Annotated in this window: 14 protein-coding genes and 1 pseudogene; 5 read left to right on the top strand and 10 right to left on the bottom strand. The window is 73.0% G+C overall.

The window, feature by feature from the left end:
- Positions 1-79: 79 nt before the first annotated feature.
- Positions 80-2,485, bottom strand: a complete 2,406-nt coding sequence (locus OHS71_RS38155) for a M4 family metallopeptidase (RefSeq protein ID WP_328483894.1) — start codon at positions 2,483-2,485, stop codon at positions 80-82.
- A 413-nt stretch (positions 2,486-2,898) separates the two neighbouring features.
- Between OHS71_RS38155 and OHS71_RS38150 the strand changes: the two genes are divergently transcribed.
- The 3 genes from OHS71_RS38150 to OHS71_RS38140 all read left to right on the top strand — a co-directional run bounded on the left by OHS71_RS38150 (position 2,899) and on the right by OHS71_RS38140 (position 6,701).
- Positions 2,899-3,747 (top strand): class I SAM-dependent methyltransferase, encoded by an 849-nt coding sequence (locus OHS71_RS38150; protein ID WP_328483893.1) that lies wholly within the window; start codon positions 2,899-2,901, stop codon positions 3,745-3,747.
- A gap of 345 nt (positions 3,748-4,092) precedes the next feature.
- Positions 4,093-5,598, top strand: a complete 1,506-nt coding sequence (locus tag OHS71_RS38145; protein WP_328483892.1) for a metallophosphoesterase family protein — start codon at positions 4,093-4,095, stop codon at positions 5,596-5,598.
- Between the two features lie 68 nt (positions 5,599-5,666).
- A complete protein-coding gene (locus tag OHS71_RS38140; protein WP_443047132.1) occupies positions 5,667-6,701 on the top strand; it encodes an LLM class flavin-dependent oxidoreductase in 1,035 nt (344 codons plus the stop codon).
- A 6-nt stretch (positions 6,702-6,707) separates the two neighbouring features.
- Here OHS71_RS38140 and OHS71_RS38135 read toward each other — a convergent pair whose 3' ends face one another.
- Positions 6,708-7,703 carry a TauD/TfdA dioxygenase family protein gene (locus OHS71_RS38135; RefSeq protein WP_328483890.1) on the bottom strand — a complete coding sequence of 332 codons (996 nt, stop codon included), beginning with the start codon at positions 7,701-7,703 and terminating at the stop codon, positions 6,708-6,710.
- Positions 7,704-7,894: 191 nt separating this feature from the next.
- Between OHS71_RS38135 and OHS71_RS38130 the strand changes: the two genes are divergently transcribed.
- The gene (locus tag OHS71_RS38130; RefSeq protein WP_328483889.1) at positions 7,895-8,725 is read left to right on the top strand and encodes an aldo/keto reductase; all 831 of its coding nucleotides are present in this window, start codon (positions 7,895-7,897) and stop codon (positions 8,723-8,725) included.
- A 33-nt stretch (positions 8,726-8,758) separates the two neighbouring features.
- On the opposite strand, the gene OHS71_RS38125 is transcribed toward OHS71_RS38130, so the two are convergent.
- The 8 genes and pseudogenes from OHS71_RS38125 to OHS71_RS38090 form a co-directional block, all read right to left on the bottom strand.
- Positions 8,759-11,107 (bottom strand): SpoIIE family protein phosphatase, encoded by a 2,349-nt coding sequence (locus OHS71_RS38125; protein WP_328483888.1) that lies wholly within the window; start codon positions 11,105-11,107, stop codon positions 8,759-8,761.
- Positions 11,108-11,172: 65 nt separating this feature from the next.
- Positions 11,173-11,640 (bottom strand): peroxiredoxin, encoded by a 468-nt coding sequence (locus OHS71_RS38120; RefSeq protein WP_328483887.1) that lies wholly within the window; start codon positions 11,638-11,640, stop codon positions 11,173-11,175.
- Positions 11,637-12,035, bottom strand: a complete 399-nt coding sequence (locus tag OHS71_RS38115; protein ID WP_328483886.1) for a DoxX family protein — start codon at positions 12,033-12,035, stop codon at positions 11,637-11,639. The genes OHS71_RS38120 and OHS71_RS38115 overlap by 4 nt, the downstream gene beginning before the upstream one ends.
- A 504-nt stretch (positions 12,036-12,539) precedes the next feature.
- On the bottom strand, positions 12,540-13,058 hold the full coding sequence (locus tag OHS71_RS38110) for a MarR family winged helix-turn-helix transcriptional regulator (protein ID WP_328483885.1): 519 nt from the start codon (positions 13,056-13,058) through the stop codon (positions 12,540-12,542).
- Positions 13,059-13,271: 213 nt separating this feature from the next.
- Positions 13,272-14,441: an NAD(P)/FAD-dependent oxidoreductase gene (locus tag OHS71_RS38105; RefSeq protein WP_328483884.1), complete on the bottom strand. Its 1,170-nt coding sequence runs from the start codon at positions 14,439-14,441 to the stop codon at positions 13,272-13,274.
- Positions 14,438-14,632, bottom strand: a complete 195-nt coding sequence (locus OHS71_RS38100) for a ferredoxin (RefSeq protein ID WP_328484776.1) — start codon at positions 14,630-14,632, stop codon at positions 14,438-14,440. Before OHS71_RS38100 ends, OHS71_RS38105 begins: the two co-directional genes overlap by 4 nt.
- Positions 14,633-14,686: 54 nt before the next feature.
- Positions 14,687-15,919 carry a cytochrome P450 gene (locus OHS71_RS38095; protein ID WP_328483883.1) on the bottom strand — a complete coding sequence of 411 codons (1,233 nt, stop codon included), beginning with the start codon at positions 15,917-15,919 and terminating at the stop codon, positions 14,687-14,689.
- Positions 15,920-16,208: 289 nt separating this feature from the next.
- Positions 16,209-16,682 (bottom strand): annotated as a pseudogene (locus OHS71_RS38090) (response regulator transcription factor); the annotation flags it as partial.
- A gap of 293 nt (positions 16,683-16,975) precedes the next feature.
- Between OHS71_RS38090 and OHS71_RS38085 the strand changes: the two are divergent.
- Positions 16,976-17,956: an ATP-dependent DNA ligase gene (locus OHS71_RS38085; RefSeq protein WP_443047131.1), complete on the top strand. Its 981-nt coding sequence runs from the start codon at positions 16,976-16,978 to the stop codon at positions 17,954-17,956.
- Positions 17,957-18,006: the final 50 nt, after the last annotated feature.

Below are 18,006 nucleotides of genomic sequence, written 5' to 3'. Positions count from 1 at the left end.
ACACGACGACGTCCCGCACGCGGAGGGAGCCCGCGTGCGGGACGTCGTCGTCCGGTCGGGGCCGGACGGGTGGCGGGGATCAGCCGGTCGTCACGGCGGTGTCGTCGAGGACGAAGCTGGTCTGGAGCGAGGAGTCCTCGACGCCGGAGAACTTCAGGGCCACGGTGGAGCCCGCGAAGGACCCGAGGCTGAAGGACTTCTGGACGTAGCCGGTCGCCGCGTTGAGGTTGGAGTAGGTGGCCAGGGTGGTGGACCCGGCGGTGACCGTCAGCTTGTCGTACTGCGTGCTGGTGGAGGTCTCCGCCGTGTCGACGTGCAGGTAGAAGGTGAACGTGGTCTTCGTGCAGCCGCTCGGGATCGTCACCGACTGCGTCAGCGTGTCGGTGTGGGTCGATCCGTAGCCGTCGAGCCAGGCCTTGTAGGAGCCGGTGCGGGCCGCCTGGCTGCTGGAGTTGGTGATGACACCGCTCGACGCCGTCCAGGTCGTGCTGCCCGACTCGAAGCCCGCGTTGCCGAGCAGCTGCGTGGAGGTGCAGGTGCCGCCGCCGCCGGAGGAGCTGACGGTCCAGGTGAAGGCCGCGGTGCCGGTCGCACCGGTGCTGTCGGTCACCGTGACGGTGGTGCTGGAGGAGCCGGCCGCGGTCGGCGTACCCGAGATCAGACCGGTCGAGCTGCTGATCGACAGGCCTGCGGGCAGTCCGGTCGCGGCGTAGGTCAGGGAGCCGCTGTTGGTGCTGCTCGCGGCGACCTGGAGGCTCACCGCGGTGCCCACCGTGGCGGACTGGCTGCCCGGGTTGGTCACCGTGACGCCGGTCGACGGGACCGTGATGTGGCTGCCGACGTTGATGCCGGCGAAGGCGTTGCCCACCCCGGCGTACTGGGCGGAGCTGCTGCCGTAGAGCGCCGAGGCGGCGTTGAGCGCGGCGGTGCGTGCCTGGGCGTAGGTGGTGCTGGACGTCATGTACGTCGTCAGCGCCTTGTACCAGATCTGGAGTGCCGCGGCCCGGCCGATGCCCGCGACGGCGACCCCGTCGGAGGTCGGGCTGTTGTAGGTGACGCCGTTGATGGTCTTGCTGCCGCTGCCCTCGGAGAGCAGGTAGAACATGTGGTTCGCCGGGCCCGAGGAGTAGTGGACGTCGAGGTTGCCGACGCCGGAGTACCAGCTGTCGGCGGAGCCGCCGTCCTTGGAGGGCTTGTCCATGTAACGCAGCGGCGTGCCGTCGCCGTTGATGTCGATCTTCTCGCCGATGAGGTAGTCGCCCACGTCGGAGGAGTTGTTGGCGTAGAACTCCACGCCTGTGCCGAAGATGTCGGAGGTGGCCTCGTTCAGGCCGCCCGACTCACCCGTGTAGTCGAGGCCCGCGGTGTTGGAGGTGACGCCGTGGGACATCTCGTGGCCGGCCACGTCGAGCGAGGTGAGCGCGTGGGTGCTGCTGGTGCCGTCGCCGTAGGTCATGCAGAAGCAGTCGTCGTCCCAGAAGGCGTTGACGTACGCCGTGCTGTAGTGGACGCGGGAGTAGGCGGCGACGCCGTCGTTCTTGATGCCGCTGCGGCCGAAGGTGTTCTTGTAGAAGTCCCACGTCACCTGTGCGCCGTAGTGGGCGTCCACGCCTGCGGTCTGCGTGTTGGAGCCGGACCCGGTGCCCCATGTGTCGTCGGCGTCCGTCATCAGCGTTCCGGTGCCGGACGTGCCGTTGTTGAGGCTGTACGTCTTGTGCGTGCCGCGCGTGGTGTCGTTGAGCTGGTACGTCGAACCGGACAGCGTGGTGCCGATCGAGACGGTCCCGCTGTACTGGCTGTTGCCGGTGCCGGTCTCGACGCCCTCGAACTGCGAGAGCTTCGCGCCGGTGGCGGCATCGGTGATGACGTGCAGCTTGCTCGGCGTGCCGTCGTCCTGGAGACCGCTCACCACGGTCTCCCAGGCGAGCTTGGGTGTGCCCTCGCCGGCCCAGATGACCTTGCGCGCCTTCCCGGCGGCGGGGGCCTTCGCGTCGAGCGCCCTGGCGGCCGTCAGGGCCTTGGTCTCGGCGGCCGCCTTGCTGTAGGTGGCGGTCGTGGACCTGACCGCGATGGTGCGCCGGTTGTTGTTGAAGGTCGTGCTCACCGTGCCGGCCGCCAGGGAGGCGGGGGGCGTGTGCACGACGAGGTCGCCGCCGAGGACGGGCAGACCGGCGTAGGTGCGCTCGTAACGGGTGTGCACCGTACCGTCGTTGTCCTTCACGACGTCCTTGACGACCAGCTTCTCCTGGGCGCCGAGGCCCAGGGACTCGGCCGTGTCCGCCGTCTTCGCCTCGGCGCTTGCGATCAGGGTCGTGCGCTGGGCGGGTGTGAGGTCGGCGGGCAGGCCGCCGGTGCGCAGGGGGCCGGGGTGGGGGGCTGCGGGCAGCGCGGTCGCAGGGACCGTCTGGACGCCGAGGGCCAGGAGGGCGGCGGTGGAGAGCAGGGCCGCTCCGACCGTGGTCCGCTTGCGGGGGTTGGGTCTCACTCGTTCTCCTACTGCGGCGGCCGCGGGGTACGGCCGGTGACAGACCGGGCAGACGGGTGTGCTGTCCGGGACGAGCTGAGTGGTGCGGGACCGTGAGCATGGGACGCAACGTGCCGCTGGTACGCGGTAGTTGGGTGGGAGAATGACAGGCTTGACAGTGGCATGTCAGCCAAAGTCGAGCGCTTCGAGGGTTATCCCTCGGTGACGGGAGGGGCCGACGCTCCGGCCCACGGCCCTGCTGTGCGTGAACTGTGCGTCCGCTGTCCGTCCGGGCGGCGGCGGGACCGGGGCGACCCGCGGTCCGGGACCGGCGGCCGGGCCCGCGAGCGGCGGGATCCGGTCGTTCACCGGACCGTGGGATCATCGGCAGCCGGGCGGGCCGGGGTTCTTCGCCGCGAAGGGGGTGGGCGGACATGGTGGCCGGCTGGGAGTGGGACGACACGCTGTTCGAGGGTTCGGCCGCCTACTACCGGCGCGGGAGACTTCCCTACGCCCCCGGGCTGGCGGATCTGCTCGCCGGGGTTCTGCGCCCCGACGGGCGGGGGCGCCTCCTCGACGTGGGATGCGGACCGGGCATCCTCGCCCTGGATCTGGCCCACCTGTTCGAGGAGGTCGTCGGAGTCGACCCCGACCGGGGCATGATCGCCGAAGCCGGGCGTGAGGCCCGAAGAAGAGGGGCGGCGGGAAAGGCCCGCTGGGTGCGGGCCCGGGCCGAGGAACTGCCCGCGGGGCTGGGCAGGTTCGGCGTCGCGACCTTCGGCCAGTCCTTCCACTGGATGGATCGCGAGCGGGTGGCGGCGACCGTCCGGGCCATGCTTCTGCCCGGCGGGGCGCTGGTGCACATCTCGGACCTGAAGACCGGTCCCCGGAACGTGGACGGGCTTCCGCATCCCGCGGTGCCCGGCCCGGCCGTCGGAGAGCTGATCCGGCACTACCTCGGGCCCGTCCGACGAGCGGGCCGCGGCGTGCTCCCGCAGGGGACACCCGGCGACGAGGCCGCGATACTCGCCCGGGCCGGGTTCCGCGGCCCCCAGCGCCATGTCGTTCCCGGCGGGCAACCGCTCGAACGCTGTGCCGACGACGTCGTCGCCGAGGTGTTCTCGATGTCGTTCTCCGCCCCGCACCTCTTCGGGCCGCGACGCGACGCGTTCGAGGCCGATCTGCGCCGGCTGCTGCGGGACTCCTCCGGGTCGGGCCGGTTCTCCGACCGGCTGCCCGGCACCGAGGTCTTCGTCTGGGGCAAGGACTCCGCCCAGCCGTGACCGCACCGGCCCCCGGCACGGCAGGCGCGTCACGGCGCCCGCCGGGGAGGCACTGCCGTCCCGTCCGCCCGGCCTCGCCATGTTCCCTCCTCGGGCGCCGTACACCTGCCGGAGGACCCGCGCGCGGTGATCAACGGCGACCGGGTGGTGCGCCTGCTCCACCGGGTCCGGCGCGGGACCCGGTGACTGACCTCCCGCACGACGGCGACGGGGGGTGGAGCCGGGCCGGCCGGCGCCGGGGCGGCGGCCATCCGTCGCGGCCTCCGGACGATGCGCGTCATCGGGTCACCGCGGAAGGCGGCCGGGGCCCTCCTGCCGCGCTGTGGATCTTGCTACGGTGCACCGGTGTCTGACTCCTCACGCGATACCGCCGCAGGCGCCGGCTGGACGGGCGCCGACCGAGGCGCGTACCGGCAGCTCATGCCGGACAGGACCGAGAAGATCTCATGGCTGGATCCCAGGATGCTGTGGGCCGCTCGCAACGGCGTCCTGGCATCCTGGTTCGGGGATCCGACGGGCCGTACCCGCGCCCGCCTGGTGGCTCAGCGGGCGGCGGCCGGCGCACCCGCCGACAAGGTGATCCGGCGTACCGACCCGGACAGCTTCTCCTTCATGGTCATCGGCGACACGGGCGAGGGCGACGATCCCCAGTACGCCGTCGTGCCCGGCTTCCTGAGGGTGAGTCAGGGAAGCTCCTTCGCCGTCGTCGCCAGTGACGTCATCTACCCGGTCGGCAGTGCCGACGACTACGGCACCAAGTTCTTCCGGCCCTACCGGGACTACCCGGCCCCCATATACGCGATACCGGGCAACCACGACTGGTACGAGGACCTGGGCGCGTTCATGCGGGTCTTCTGCGGCGACGCCCCGCCCCTGCCCGCCGAGCCCGCACCGCGTCCGCTCAGCCGCGCCCGGCTGCGTTCCCTGCTGTGGCACCGGCCACGGGCCGGCGACGGTCAACGTCTCGCCGAGGCCCGCGCGTTGAGGTCCGCGGCAGGCCAACAGGCCGCGCAGCCCGGGCCGTACTGGGCGATCGACGCCGGCCCGGTACGGATCATCGGCATCGACACCGGACTGCTGGGCACGATCGACGCCGAACAGGGCGCCTGGCTGCGTGAGGTGTCCCGGGGACCGCGCCCGAAGATCCTCGTCACCGGCTCCCCGCTCTACGTCGACGGCGAGCACCACCCGTGCCCCGTCGAAGGGGGCGGCACCGTCGACGACATCGTCAGCGCGCCCGAGCACCACTACGTGGCCGCGATCGGCGGCGACATCCACAACTACCAGCGCTACCCGGTGCGGCTGGCGGACGGGCGGACCCTCCAGTACGTGGTCTCGGGGGGCGGGGGCGCCTTCATGCACGCCACGCACACCATCCCGCGGGTGTCCGTGGCCGGCGTCACCGAAGCGGACTTCCGCTGCTATCCGCTGCGCGGCGACTCCCTCGCCTTCTACAGCCGGCTCTACGGACGGCGGCTGCGGCTGCGCCGGTTCTTCGCCCTCACCGAGACCGAGGCCCAGGCGGTCGTCGCCGAACGGCTGGGCATCCCGCCCACCCGCACACCGGGCCCGGAGGTCAGGGTGACGCGGCGGATCCGCCTGCTGGCCGGTCTCCTGGGCACCGGGAGCCGTCCGGAACACCGCAAACGGTTCCGGCTGCCGGTGCGCAAGATCTACACCCAGCTGTTCTCACCCGGCTCGGTGACGTACAGCCCGCCCTTCTTCAAATGCTTCCTGCGTCTCGACGTCACACCGGAGGCGGTCCGGCTGCGCTGCTTCGCCGCCACCGGGAACCGCGCCCAGGAGCTGAACCCCCCGGTCGAGGACGAGGTCATGATCCCGCTCGCCTGAGGCCGCCTGCGACAATCACCGAAGAACCGCTGTACGGCCGTGGAAGCCGTCGAACGATGGAGGAGCCCGTGTCGCCTGCCTCTCGCCCCCTGCGCAAGCTGGGCTTCCTCACCATCGGGCTGTTCGACGCGGACGACCCGGGCCGGGGGCACGAGACCACGCTGGAGATCATCGAGCTCGGGGAGCGGCTCGGCTTCGACAGCGCCTGGGTGCGCCACCGGCACCTTCAGTACGGCATCTCCTCGCCCGTCGCCGTCCTGGCGGCCGCCTCCCAGCGCACCCGCCGCATCGAGCTCGGCACCGCGGTCGTCCCGCTGGGATGGGAGAACCCGCTGCGCCTCGCCGAGGACCTGGCCACCGTCGACATCCTCTCCGGGGGCCGGCTCAACCCGGGCGTGAGCGTCGGCCCGCCGATGCACTACGAGCAGGTCAAGGAAGCCCTGTACCCCGACACCTTCGACGCGGAGGACTTCGGTTACGAGCGGGTGCGGCGGCTGCTGGACCTGGTGCGCGGCAAGCCGGCGACCGATTTCAGCGGCGTCGAGGGGTTCGAGGTGTTCTCGGACCGTGTGCAGCCGCACTCCCCCGGACTGGGCCGCCGCCTGTGGTACGGCGGCGGCAGCCAGGGTTCGGCCCGGTGGGCCGGCGAACACGCCATGAACTTCCTCACCAGCAGCGTCGTCAAGGCCGAGGGCCCCGACGGCGAGGCGGACTTCGCCGAGATCCAGCTCTCCCACGTCCGCGCCTTCCGGGCCGCCCACCCCGACGGCGACGCGGCCCGCGTCTCCCAGGGTCTCGTGGTGATCCCCACCGACTCCGCCTCTTCCGAACAGCGCGCGAGGTACGAGGAGTTCGCCGCCGCGCGGCTCCCCCGCACGACGTCGCCGCAGGGTCCGGCGCGACTGCTCTTCGCCCCGGACCTGGTCGGCACCTCGGACGAGATCGCCGAACGCCTGCACGCCCACGCGGCGTTCCGCGAGATCGACGAGGTCGCCTTCGCCCTGCCGTTCACCTTCCGGCACGAGGACTACGTGCAGATCCTGACCGACATGGCGACGAAGCTCGGTCCGGCGCTCGGATGGCGGCCCGGCTCCGGAGTCTGAGCAGCCTCACCAGCGGCCCGGCCCGGTTCCCGTCACCGCCTCGGACGGCCTGCCGTCCACCCCGACGGGGACCTCGCCGGCGAGCATCACCCGGTGCATGGTGCGCGGGAAGCCCAGGTGTGCGCTGTCGCTCGGGGCGAGGTGCATGGTGGCCCGGTTGTCCCAGAAGGCCACGCTGCCCGGTTCCCAGCGGAAGCGGACCGTGTACTCGGGGCGGGTCGCCTCCTCCAGCAGCATCTCCAGGATCGCCCGGCTCTCCGCACGGGAGAGACCGGTGATCTGCTCGAGGTAATAGCCGTTGACATACAGCACGCGCTCCCCCGTCTCGGGATGGACGCGTACCAGGGGGTGCACCGAGGCGACCTGGTGGTCGAGGAGGTGGCGGACGTACGCGTCGTCGCCCGGGCGGGGCTGGTAGCCGACGCCGAGCCGGTGCTCGGCGCGCAGCCCGGCCAGGAACTCCCGCAGGGGCGCGGAGAGCCCGGCGTGGGCCGCCGCCAGGTTGGACCATGTCGTGTCGCCGCCGTAGGGCGGTACGGTCTCGGCGCGCAGGATCGTCGCGGCCGGCGGGTCGATGCGGGCGCCGTGGTCACAGTGCCAGCCGCGCAGGAGGGTGTGACGGCGGCGCCTGAGCCACTCCTCGTGCTCCATGCCGAACTTCCCGCCCAGTTCCAGACGGTCGGCGGTCGTCTCGATCTCGGGGAAGTCCGCCGGCGAGGCGCTCCCCCGCCTGCGCAGGACGACGGGTTCACCGAACCGGCGCGCGAACGCCACCTGCCCCGCGTGGTCGAGGCGTTGTCCGCGGAAGAACACCACCTTCCAGCGCAGCACCGCCGCGCGGACCACGGCCACCTGGGCGTCGTCGAGTCCGGCGGCCAGATCGACGCCGCCGATCTCGGCGCCGATGTGTCCGGCGACCGGTCTCACCTCGACTCCGGCTGCCCCCGCGGCCTTCTCGGCCGCCGGGTCGTCGAAGGGGGTCGCCCGGCTGTCCGTCGTCATGCGTGCTCCGCTCGTCTTCACTCGTGGTCCTCACGGCTCCCCGAAGATCGTGACAGCGAACCGGCGGCCTGGCGACAGGGCGTCCGGCATCCGCACGGCACGCGCACGCGCCCGGCCGGGGCGTCCGGTTGAACCGTCGCCGTCCCATCGGTGAGGGTGGGGGGACGACACCGTCGAGGAAAGGTCCCCTGGTGAGCAACATCGCGGAGCACACGCTGAACGACGGTACGAGGCTCCCGGCCGTGGGGCTGGGCACCTGGCCGATGGACGACGCGGAGGCGGAGCGGGCGGTGGCCGAGGCACTCCGCCTGGGCTACCGGCTGGTCGACACGGCGACGAACTACCGCAACGAGAGCGGGGTCGGGCGCGGTGTGGCCCGCGCCGGGGTGGCGCGCGAGGAGATCGTGGTGACCACGAAACTGCCCGGCCGCCATCACGGTTACGAGGAGACCCTCGCTTCCTTCGAGGAGTCCCGGCTCCGGCTCGGCCTCGACCACGTGGACCTGTACCTGATCCACTGGCCGCTCCCCCGGGTCGACAAGTTCGTCGACTCCTGGCGAGCCATGATCAAGTTGCGCGAGGAGGGTGTGGTCCGGTCGATCGGCGTCTCCAACTTCACCGCCGCGCACATCGAGCGGCTGGAGAAGGAGACCGGTGTGCTGCCGTCCGTGAACCAGATCGAGCTGCACCCGCTGCTGCCGCAGGACGAGCTGCGCGCCTTCCACGAGGCCAAGGGCGTCCGTACGGAAAGCTGGAGCCCGCTGGGCCGCGGTTCGGCGCTCCTCGACGATCCGGCCGTCGTCTCCGTCGCCCGGTCGCTGGGCGTGACGCCCGGCCAGGTCGTCCTGCGCTGGCACCTCCAGCTCGGCGCGGTTCCCATTCCCAAGTCGTCCAGCCCCGAACGGCAGCGCGCCAACCTGGACGTCTTCGGCTTCGAGCTCGGCCCGGAGCAGCTGGCGGCGATCACGCAGCGGCCGCACCGGCGGCTGGGCGGCGACCCCGAGGTGCACGAGGAGTTCTGAGCGCCGCGCGGCCGGGGTGGCCGGTTAGAGGGCTCACCCCGGCTGGGGGTCGAGGGTCTGCTCCGCCCAGATCGTCTTGCCCCGGTCCGTCTGCCGGCTGCCCCAGCGCTGGGTGAGCTGTGCGACGAGCAGCAGGCCTCGCCCGCCCTCGTCGAAGGCGTGCGCGCGGCGCAGATGGGGGGAGGTGGAACTGCCGTCGGAGACCTCGCAGATGAGGTTGCGGTCGCGGATCAGGCGGAGCTGGATGGGCGGCGCGCCGTAGCGGATGGCGTTGGTGACGAGTTCGCTGACGACCAGTTCGGTGACGAAGGCGGCCTCCTCCAGGCCCCACGCGGTCAGTTGCTCGGTCGCCGCCTGCCGGGTGACGGCGACGAGGGCGGGGTCCGGCTCGACGTCCCAGGTGGCGACCCGGTCCGCGCCGAGCGCCCGGGTGCGGGCGAGCAGGAGGGCGACGTCGTCGCCCGGCTCGTCCGGCAGGACCGCCTTGATCACGGAGTCGCAGAGCGCGTCGAGCGTGGCGGCGGGTGCGGTCAGGGCGCTGCACAGCTCGCGGGTGGCGCGGTCGACGTCGCGGTCGCGGTCCTCGATGAGGCCGTCCGTGTAGAGGGCGACGACCGTGCCCTCGGGCAGCTCCAGCTCGACCGCCTCGAAGGGCAGTCCGCCGACGCCGAGCGGGGGCCCGGGAGTCATCCGGACCAGCTCCGAGGTGCCGTCGGGCAGGACGAGGGCGGGGGCCGGGTGCCCGGCGGCGGCGAGGGTGAGGCGGCGGCTGACGGGGTCGTAGACGGCGTAGAGGCAGGTGGCGCCCAGCTCCGCGACATCCTCGCCGACGCCGTCGTAGGCCGCGAGGTGGGTGACGAGGTCGTCGAGGTGGGTGAGGAGCTCGTCAGGCGGAAGGTCCACGTCGGCGAGGGTGCGTACGGCCATGCAGAGCCGGCCCATGGTCGCCGTGGACGGGATGCCGTGTCCGACGACGTCACCGACGACGAGGGCGACCCTGCTGCCGGAGAGGGGGATGACGTCGAACCAGTCGCCGCCGATACCGGCCGTGGAGCCGCTGGGCAGATAGCGGTGGGCGACCTCGACGGCCGCCTGTCCGGGCAGGCCGCGGGGCAGCAGGCTGTGCTGGAGGGTCAGGGCGGTGGTGCGTTCCCGGGCGAAACGGCGGGCGTTGTCGATGCAGACGGCGGCCCGGCTGGCGAGCTCCTCGGCGAAGACGGCGTCGTCGGCCTCGTAGTCGTCGGCATGGGCGATACGGACGCCGACCAGGACGCCGAGGGTGGTGCCGCGAGCCCGCAGGGGCACCGAGATCACCGAGTGGACGCCGTGCCGGTGGCTGCGGCCCTCGGGGGAGCGCGCGTTGCGTTCGGCGAGCCACCGCATGAAGTCCGGCTCACCCGCCTGGATACGGACGGCGCGCCCCTCCCGCAGAGCGCGCGCCGGCGGGCTGAAGGGGGGATGGACGTCGGTCTCGCCGAGGCGGACCGCCGCCTCGGGGGTGCCCTCGTGGGCGGAACCGTGGGCGACCCTGCGCAGCACCACCTCGCCGTCGGGGACGGGCGGCGGCTCGTCGGCGCCGAGGACCCAGTCGAGCAGGTCGACGCTGACGAAGTCGGCGAACCGCGGGACGAGGAGATCGACCACCTCCTCGGTGGTGCGCACCATGTCCAGGGTGGTGCCGATCGAGGCCGCGGCCTCGTTCAGAAGGGCCAGCCGCTGGCGGGCCAGGTACTGCTCGGTGCTGTCGAAGGCGGCCAGGGCGACGCCGACGACCTCTCCCGACGGCTCCCGCACGGGCCACATCTCCGTGGTCCAGGCGTGCTCCCGGTTGAGGGAGGGCGCGCCGGTCCAGCTCTCGTAGCGGATCGGGCGGCCGCTCTCGGCGACCTGGCGGAGGTGCCAGTCGAAGCCGAGGCTGTGCTCCTCCTCCCGGACGGTGTCGGGGAAGTGGCGGCCGAGCAGGACTTCCTCGGGGACTCCCATGACCTTGCAGGCGACCTCGTTCAGGCGCAGGTAGCGCTGGCGGGTGTCGAAGACCGACATCGACATGGACGCCTGCTGGAAGGCCCGACCCGCCAGCGTGGCTTCCGCGGCCTCCGGCGGCCGCGCGGTGAGGGTGAAGCCGGTGGGCCGGGCGTCGGCACCCAGCACCGGGCGGGCCGTGACGACGAGGGTGACGGGGTGGCCGTCGCGGTGGCGCACCACGACGGAGCCGGTCCACTCGCCGTCCGCACGTCGTGGCGGGTCCTCGGCGAGCAGGTCGGCCGCGGCCCGGCCGACGGCCTCCTCGGCCGCGTGGCCCGTCAGCAGACGGGCACCCTCGCTCCAGCCCGTCACGATGCCATGAGCATCGATGACCGCCGCAGCGACGACATGCTCCATGTCGTCCAGAATGGTCCCTTTGGCCCGGCGCATCAACCGCGCCGGGCCGAGCGGGGCCCCGGGGCTCAGGCCCGGTGGGCGCGCAGCGCCTCCAGGGCGCGGTCGGCGTGGGTGTTCATGCGCAGCTCACTGCGGACGACCTCGAGGACCGTGCGGTCCTGCCCGATGACGAAGGTGACCCGTTTGGTGGGGGCCATGGAGAAGCCGCGCTTGACCCCGAATCGTTCCCGTACCTCTCCGTCGGCGTCCGAGAGCAGCGGCATGCCGAGCGAGTGCCGGCCGGCGAACTCCTGCTGGCGGTCGACGGAGTCCCCGCTGATGCCGACGGGCCGGGCGCCCACGGCGGCGAACTCGGCCGCAAGGTCCCGGAAGTGGCAGGCCTCGGCGGTGCAGCCCGTGGTCAGGGCGGCGGGGTAGAAGAAGAGGACCACCGGCCCGTCCGCGAGCAGGTCCGTCAGGCTGCGTACCGTGCCGGTCTCGTCCGGCAGCGAGAAGTCCTCGACCTGGTCGCCGGTCCCCGGAGCCTTCGTCATGACCGTCCCCCCGCGCTGTTCTCGACGCCCGCGCCGGCGGCGACGCTGCGTGCCCACATCACGAGGGGCGCCTGGAGCGGCAGCCGGGCCACGGCGGCGGCCCTGAGCGGGGCCGGACGGTGGCGCCAGTCCCACGCCATCTTGATGTTGGCGGGGAAGACGCCGACGAAGAGGGCGGCCGTGGCCAGTGCCGCAGCCTTACGGGTACGGGGCAGGGCCACTCCGGCCGCCAGCGCCAGTTCGGCGACGCCGCTGGCATGCGTCCAGACCCTGGGCGAGCCCGGCAGCGAGCGCGGGACGATCGCGTCGAACGGGCGCGGGACGGCGAAGTGGGCTGCGCCCATGCCGGCCAGCAGGCCCGCCAGCAGCAGGGGTGAACGTTCGGACCGGGGCACGGTTCCTCCTCTGATGACCTGGCGGCCGACATTACTGGAGGGTAGTCGGGGGCCCGGAGGCGGGGTCGGGAGGCGCTCCGGGGCCGGGCTCCCCCCAACTCGCCCGATGCGCGCCGGGATTGCCGACGGCGGGAGACGCCCCGCCGGGGCGGCCCGCGGGGACGGCCGTCCCCCTGCGGGATCTCGTGCGCGTCCGGCACAGCTACCCGCGCATTCCTCGTGCCGGCCGGGTGTCTGTCCGTACGCCCCGCGGGAGCCGCGACGAGCGCGCTGGACGCCCCCGGCCCACACCGGTGTGGACGTGCACCGAGGGGCCTTCGCCGTACGTCCGTGAGCGTGCCGGAGGCGGGGGCGGCCGCGGGGCGGGCCGCGCTCCCGCCGCGGCTTCCCCCGTCGTGGCCCGGCTCCTGCTGCGCGGGATGCGGGAAGCCGGCCCCCGTCACCGCTCCCCCGGCCGGGGAAGCGGCCGGTTCGCCGGTGTGAGGCCAGGCCCGGGGGTCAGGGTCAGGCCCGGGGGGCCGCGGCCGGCTGCTCCGGCTCGTCCTCGAGGGAGTGCGAGAGGAAGTCGTCGACCATGCGGTTGAAGAGGACGGCGAGCTGACGCAGTTCCTCCGGGGACCAGTCGGACAGGGCCAGCTGCATCCCCCGGGCGCCCGCGTCGCGGACCCGCTCGATGGCCGCGCGGCCCGCCTCCGTGAGCTCGATCCGCTGGGCCCGGCCGTCGTCGGGATCGGGGACCCGGGTGACGTACCCGGACCTCTGGAGCTGCTGCACCGTGCGGGTCACATGGGACGCCTCCACACCCAGCCGCTGCGCCAGCTCCCCCGGCCGCAGCGGCTCGGAGTCCGCGACCTGGCGCAGCAGGGCCACGGCGGCGCGGTCCAGGGGGACGCCGGCCAGTGTCATCAGCCGGTCATGCTGGCGGGCGCGGGTGCTCAGGTAGGTGATCCGGGTGAGCGCGCGCTCGATCTCGACCACTTCCGGAGTCGCGGCCGAGGGCAGCGGGGGCAGTTCGGTGGACATGCATCCCACTTTACCATCTTGTTGCGTAACTCAAGTAAGTTGCTGCTCCGTTCCCCACGCCCACGGCGGACGGACGACGCGCGTTCACCCTTCCGGGCGATGCCGGGTGGCACCCGGTGGTACGCCGTGACACGTGCCGGCCGGTACGTGTCACACGGAGCCGAGCCCCGGCCGGCTGCCGCAGCCCGCCGGAGCCCTCCGGCCGGCCTGCGCTCAGGCCGGGACGCGCACGTGATCGCCCCAGGCCGCGCCCGCCACGAGCGCCTGCCTCCACAGCCGGACCACCTTGGGCGGCATCCCGACCGCGAGCGCCCCGCTCACCCGGTCGCCGGTGCGGTAGGCGACCACGAACCGCCGTTCGGCAAGGTCTCCCCCGACGACGGCGACCTCGTCGTGACCGCGCAGGAAGCCGTACGCGTGGATCTTCATGTCGTACTGGTCGGACCAGAAGTACGGCACGGGCGCGAACGGCTTGCGGGCAGCGGGGTTCAGCAGGTTGCGGGCGGCGGCCATGCCCTGCTCGGCCGCGTTGGTGCGGTGCTCGATCCGCATGGAGGCGCCGAAGAGGGGGTTGTGCCAGCGGGTCACGTCCCCCGCGGCGAAGACACCCGGCGCCGCCTCCAGGTACTCGTCGCACACCACCCCGTCGCGCACCGTCAGTCCGCTGCCCGCCAGCCACTCGGTGTTGGGCAGCGAGCCGACCGCGACCAGCACCGCGTCGGCCGGGACGACCTCGCCGTCGCCCAGCCGCACACCGTCCGCCGTGGCCTCGGTCACGGTGACCCCGCAGCGCAGCCGTACGCCCCGGTCGCGATGGGCCTGTGACAGCACCCGCCCGACCCGCTCCCCGACCGCGTGGGCCAGCGGCACCGCCGCCGGTTCCAGCAGGGTGACCCGCGCCCCGAGCCGGCAGGCCACGGCGGCCGCCTCCGCGCCCAGGAACCCGGCGCCGACGACGACCAGGTGCCGTCCGGGAGCCAGCCGGTCCCGCAGGGCGAGCGCGTCCTCCAGCGTGCGCAGCACGTGCGCGCCCTCACCCGGGAGCCTGCGCGGCCGGACACCGGTGGCCAGAACCAGCCGGTCGTACGGCACCGCACTCCCGTCGGCCAGCCGCACGCTCCGTCGGGCGATGTCGAGCGCGGTCGCGGTGACGCCGAGACGCAGGTCGAGATCGAGGGCGGCGAGATCACCGGCCGTACGCAGCCGGAGCCGGTCCTCCTGCCATTCGGAGGCGAGGACCTGCTTGGACAGCGGCGGCCGGTCGTACGGGAGGTGCGGCTCCTCGCCCACGAGCGTGAGAGGGCCCGCGTAGCCCTCGCGGCGGAGTGTCTCGACCGCCGCGAGGCCGGCGGCCGAGGCGCCGACGACCACGATCCGGTTCACTGTTCGACCAGCCGGATGGCCGCGGCGGGGCAGACCGCGGCGGCCTCGCGGACGTCGGCGAGGTGTTCGGGCGCGGGCCGCTCCTCGAGCAGGACCGCGATGCCGTCGTCGTCCTGGTCGAAGACCTGCTCGGCGGCGACCACGCACTGTCCGGAGGCGACGCACTTGTCGGCTTCCAGCTCCACCTTGATGACGCTCATGGGTTTCCCTTCTTCACGGTCTGCTGTCGTCGGTCTGCGGGGGGCTCACCAGGTCACGGGCAGGGAGTGGACGCCGTAGATGAAGGCGTCGTGCTTGAAACGCACGTCCTCGAACGCGACGGCCGCCCGCAGGGTCGGAATCCGCCGGAAGAGGGTTCCGTAGACGACCTGGAGCTCCATGCGGGCCAGCGGCTGTCCGAGGCACTGGTGGACGCCGAAGCTGAACGCGACATGGCGTCGGGCGTCGCGGGTGAGGTCGAGCCGGTCGGGGTCGGGGAAGACCTCCGGGTCCCGGTTGGCGATCTCGTTGGCCAGGATCAGCCCGTCGCCGGCCCTGAGCACCTGCCCGCCGATCTCGATGTCGGCGGTGACGGCGCGGCGCCGCCCGAGGTGGGTGATGTTGAGGTAGCGCAGCAGTTCCTCGACGGCGGACACGGCGAGCTCCGGATCGTCCGATTCCCGCAGGAGCGCCAGTTGGCCGGGGTTGCGGAACAGGACCAGCGTGCCCAGCGCGATCATGTTCGCGGTGGTCTCGTGGCCGGCCAGGAGCAGCAGCAGCGCCATCTCCGTGGCCATCCGCCGGTCGATCTCACCGGCGCGGACGCGCCCGGCGATGCCGGACAGCAGGTCGTCCCGTGGATCGGCGAGCCGCTCGCCGATGAGCCCGCCGAGGTAACCGGCGATCTCCCGGGTCGCCTGCCCCCGTTGTTCGGGGGTGGCGTTTCGGTGGACCATCGTTTTGGTGTTCTCCTGGAAGAAGGCGTGGTCGCCGTAGGGCACGCCGAGCAGTTCGCAGATCACCAGGGAGGGGATGGGGAGCGCGAACGCCTCCACGAGATCCACCGGCCGGGGACCGGCCAGCAACTCGTCGACGAGGCCGTCCACGATGCCCTGCACGACGGGTCGCAGGGCCTCCACCCGCTTGACGGCGAAGGGCGCCGTCACCATCCGGCGCAGCCTCGCGTGCTCGGGATCGTCCAGCATGATGAAGCCGAACTTGCTGTCGCCGCCGTCCCCGTCCGCCTTGGGCGGGTAGCCGGGGCTGTCGGTGTCGGCGCTGACCCGGGGATCGCCGAGCAGGGCGCGCTGGTCGGCGTGGCGGGTCACGAGCCAGGGCCTGCTGCCGTCCCAGAGGCGGACCTTCGACAGCGGCGCCGTCTCCTGGAGCTCCTTTAGAGCGGGGGGCGGGTCGAACGGGCAGCGGGCGGCCCTCGGCATCGGGAACTCGGGGGCGGCGTCGGATGCTTCGCACACCGGACCGTTCAGCGTGTCGGCCATGGCTCTCCTCGGTGGTGAGGGGGAGGGATCGATGCCTTGATGAGCACATGCAAACAGAGGGGCCTGACGCCTGCCGGTCAGTTGCCTGACAGAATGCTGACGTGACATGGATCACCTGGAGAGGCGGGACGGGTGGACGCGGGATCACCCGCCCAACCAGGTCTTACTCCACGGCACTTGAGGATCCGTCCACAGACTCGATCCGCACTCGAACGAGCGGCGCGGCACCCCGCGACACAGCGCCCCGGACGACGCCGCCCAGGCCCCCGGGTCTTTGCTCCGTCGGTTCTCAGCCGTCGCCCGCGTCTTCCCCCAGCCAGTAGCCGAAGCCCCGCCGGGTATGGATCAGCGCCGGCGACGCACCGTCCACCTTGCGTCGCAGCCGTGAGACGAGCCGCTCGATGGCGTTGTCACCGCGGAAGTCGCCCCAGAGGTGGCGGCCGATCTGCTCCTTCGACAGCACCTGGTGCGCGTTGACCAGCAAGTGGCGCAGCAGGCGGTACTCGGCGGGCGTGAGGCCGAGGTCCCGGGTGCCGCGCCGGGCCCGGCAGAGGGTGTCGTCGAGGACCAGGTCGCCGTAGCCGGGGGCGCCGGCCGCGCGGCCCGTGCCGGCGCCCCGCAGCAGCATCTGCATACGGGTCAGCACCTCGGCCACCCGCAAGGGCTTGGTGACGTAGTCCTTGCCTCCCGGGCCGAGTTCCGGCAGCAGGCGGTCGAGGGTGTCGCAGGCGGTGAGATAGAGGACCGGTGGGCGGTGGGCGATCACGGAGCTGCCGTGCGTGTGGTGAACGCCGGCCCGGCGGCGCGGCCACCGCGCACGACGAGGGCGCAGACGCTCCGGCGGCAGCCGCCGTGGCGCGGGCACGGTCGCCCGTACGCCGGGACGGTCGGCTGTACGTCGGGCAGGCCGGTCCCGCTCCCACGACGGCGCGGGCACCGCCGGTCGTCACGACGCTCACGGCCGCCCGTCCGGCGGACACGGCCGGCACAGCTCCGTTCAGGCGAAACCGCGGCGGGTTCCGCGTGCGGCGGTCCGGCCGCGTCCACAACTCACCCGTGACGCTCCCTCTGATCTCCCCCATGCTCGCCACCCCGGGCCGGCTGCCGCCCGCCGCCCAGGACGCGCGCTGGGCCTACGAGACCAAGCAGGACGGACAGCGGGCCGTGGTCTATCTCGCCGGGAACGGGAGCATCACCCTGCGCGCCCGATCCGGCGAGGACATCACCGGCGCCTATCCCGAGCTGCGGCCGCTGGGCGGCGCGCTCGGCACCACGTCGGCCGTACTGGACGGCGAGATCCTCGCCCTGGACGGGGAGGGCAGGGCCGACTTCCAGCTGCTCCAGTCCCGGATGGGTCTGGTCCGGGCACCCGGCAGGGCCGCACGGCTCGCGGCGACGGCGCCCGTGCACCTCGTGCTGTTCGACGTGATGCACCTCGGCGGCCGCTCCCTCCTCCCGCTGTCCTACACACGGCGCAGGGCCCGGCTGGAGTCGCTGGCGCTGGAGGGGCCGTGCTGGTCGACGCCGAGCGCCCTGGTCGGACACGGGCGGGAGGCCCTGGAGGCGACCCGCGTCCACGGCCTGGAGGGGCTGGTCTGCAAGCGCCTGGACGCGGCGTACGAGCCGGGGGTGCGCTCCCGCGCCTGGATCAAGATCCGGAACATGCTGGTCGCGGACGTCCTGGTGGGGGGCTGGCTGCCCGGCAAGGGGCGGCTGACCGGGCTGCCGGGGGCCGTCCTCGTGGGGCAGCGGGCCGCCACGGGCCTGCGCTACGTCGGCGGGGTGGGCACCGGCTGGAGCGAGGCCGAACGGGTCGAAATCGCGGCCCTGCTGCGGGCCGCCGCGACCGACGCGTGCCCCTTCGACGCCGTGCCGCAGGCGCCCGGTGCGCGGTGGGTCGTGCCCCGGCTGGTCGGTGAGGTCCGCTACAGCACACGGACCCGGGCGGGGCTGCTGCGCCAGCCGTCCTGGCTCCGGCTGCGCCCCGACCTGACACCCGAGGAGTCGGCGGCGGATCTCCCGGACATTTCCGCCTGACCCCGGCTCAGGTACCCACTGTTGGGCTGTGCTTCACCACCGATACGCCT

The organism is Streptomyces sp. NBC_00377, from assembly GCF_036075115.1.
In the GTDB taxonomy this organism is placed as follows: Bacteria; Actinomycetota; Actinomycetes; order Streptomycetales; family Streptomycetaceae; genus Streptomyces.
This window is presented reverse-complemented; position numbering and strand designations above follow the sequence as displayed.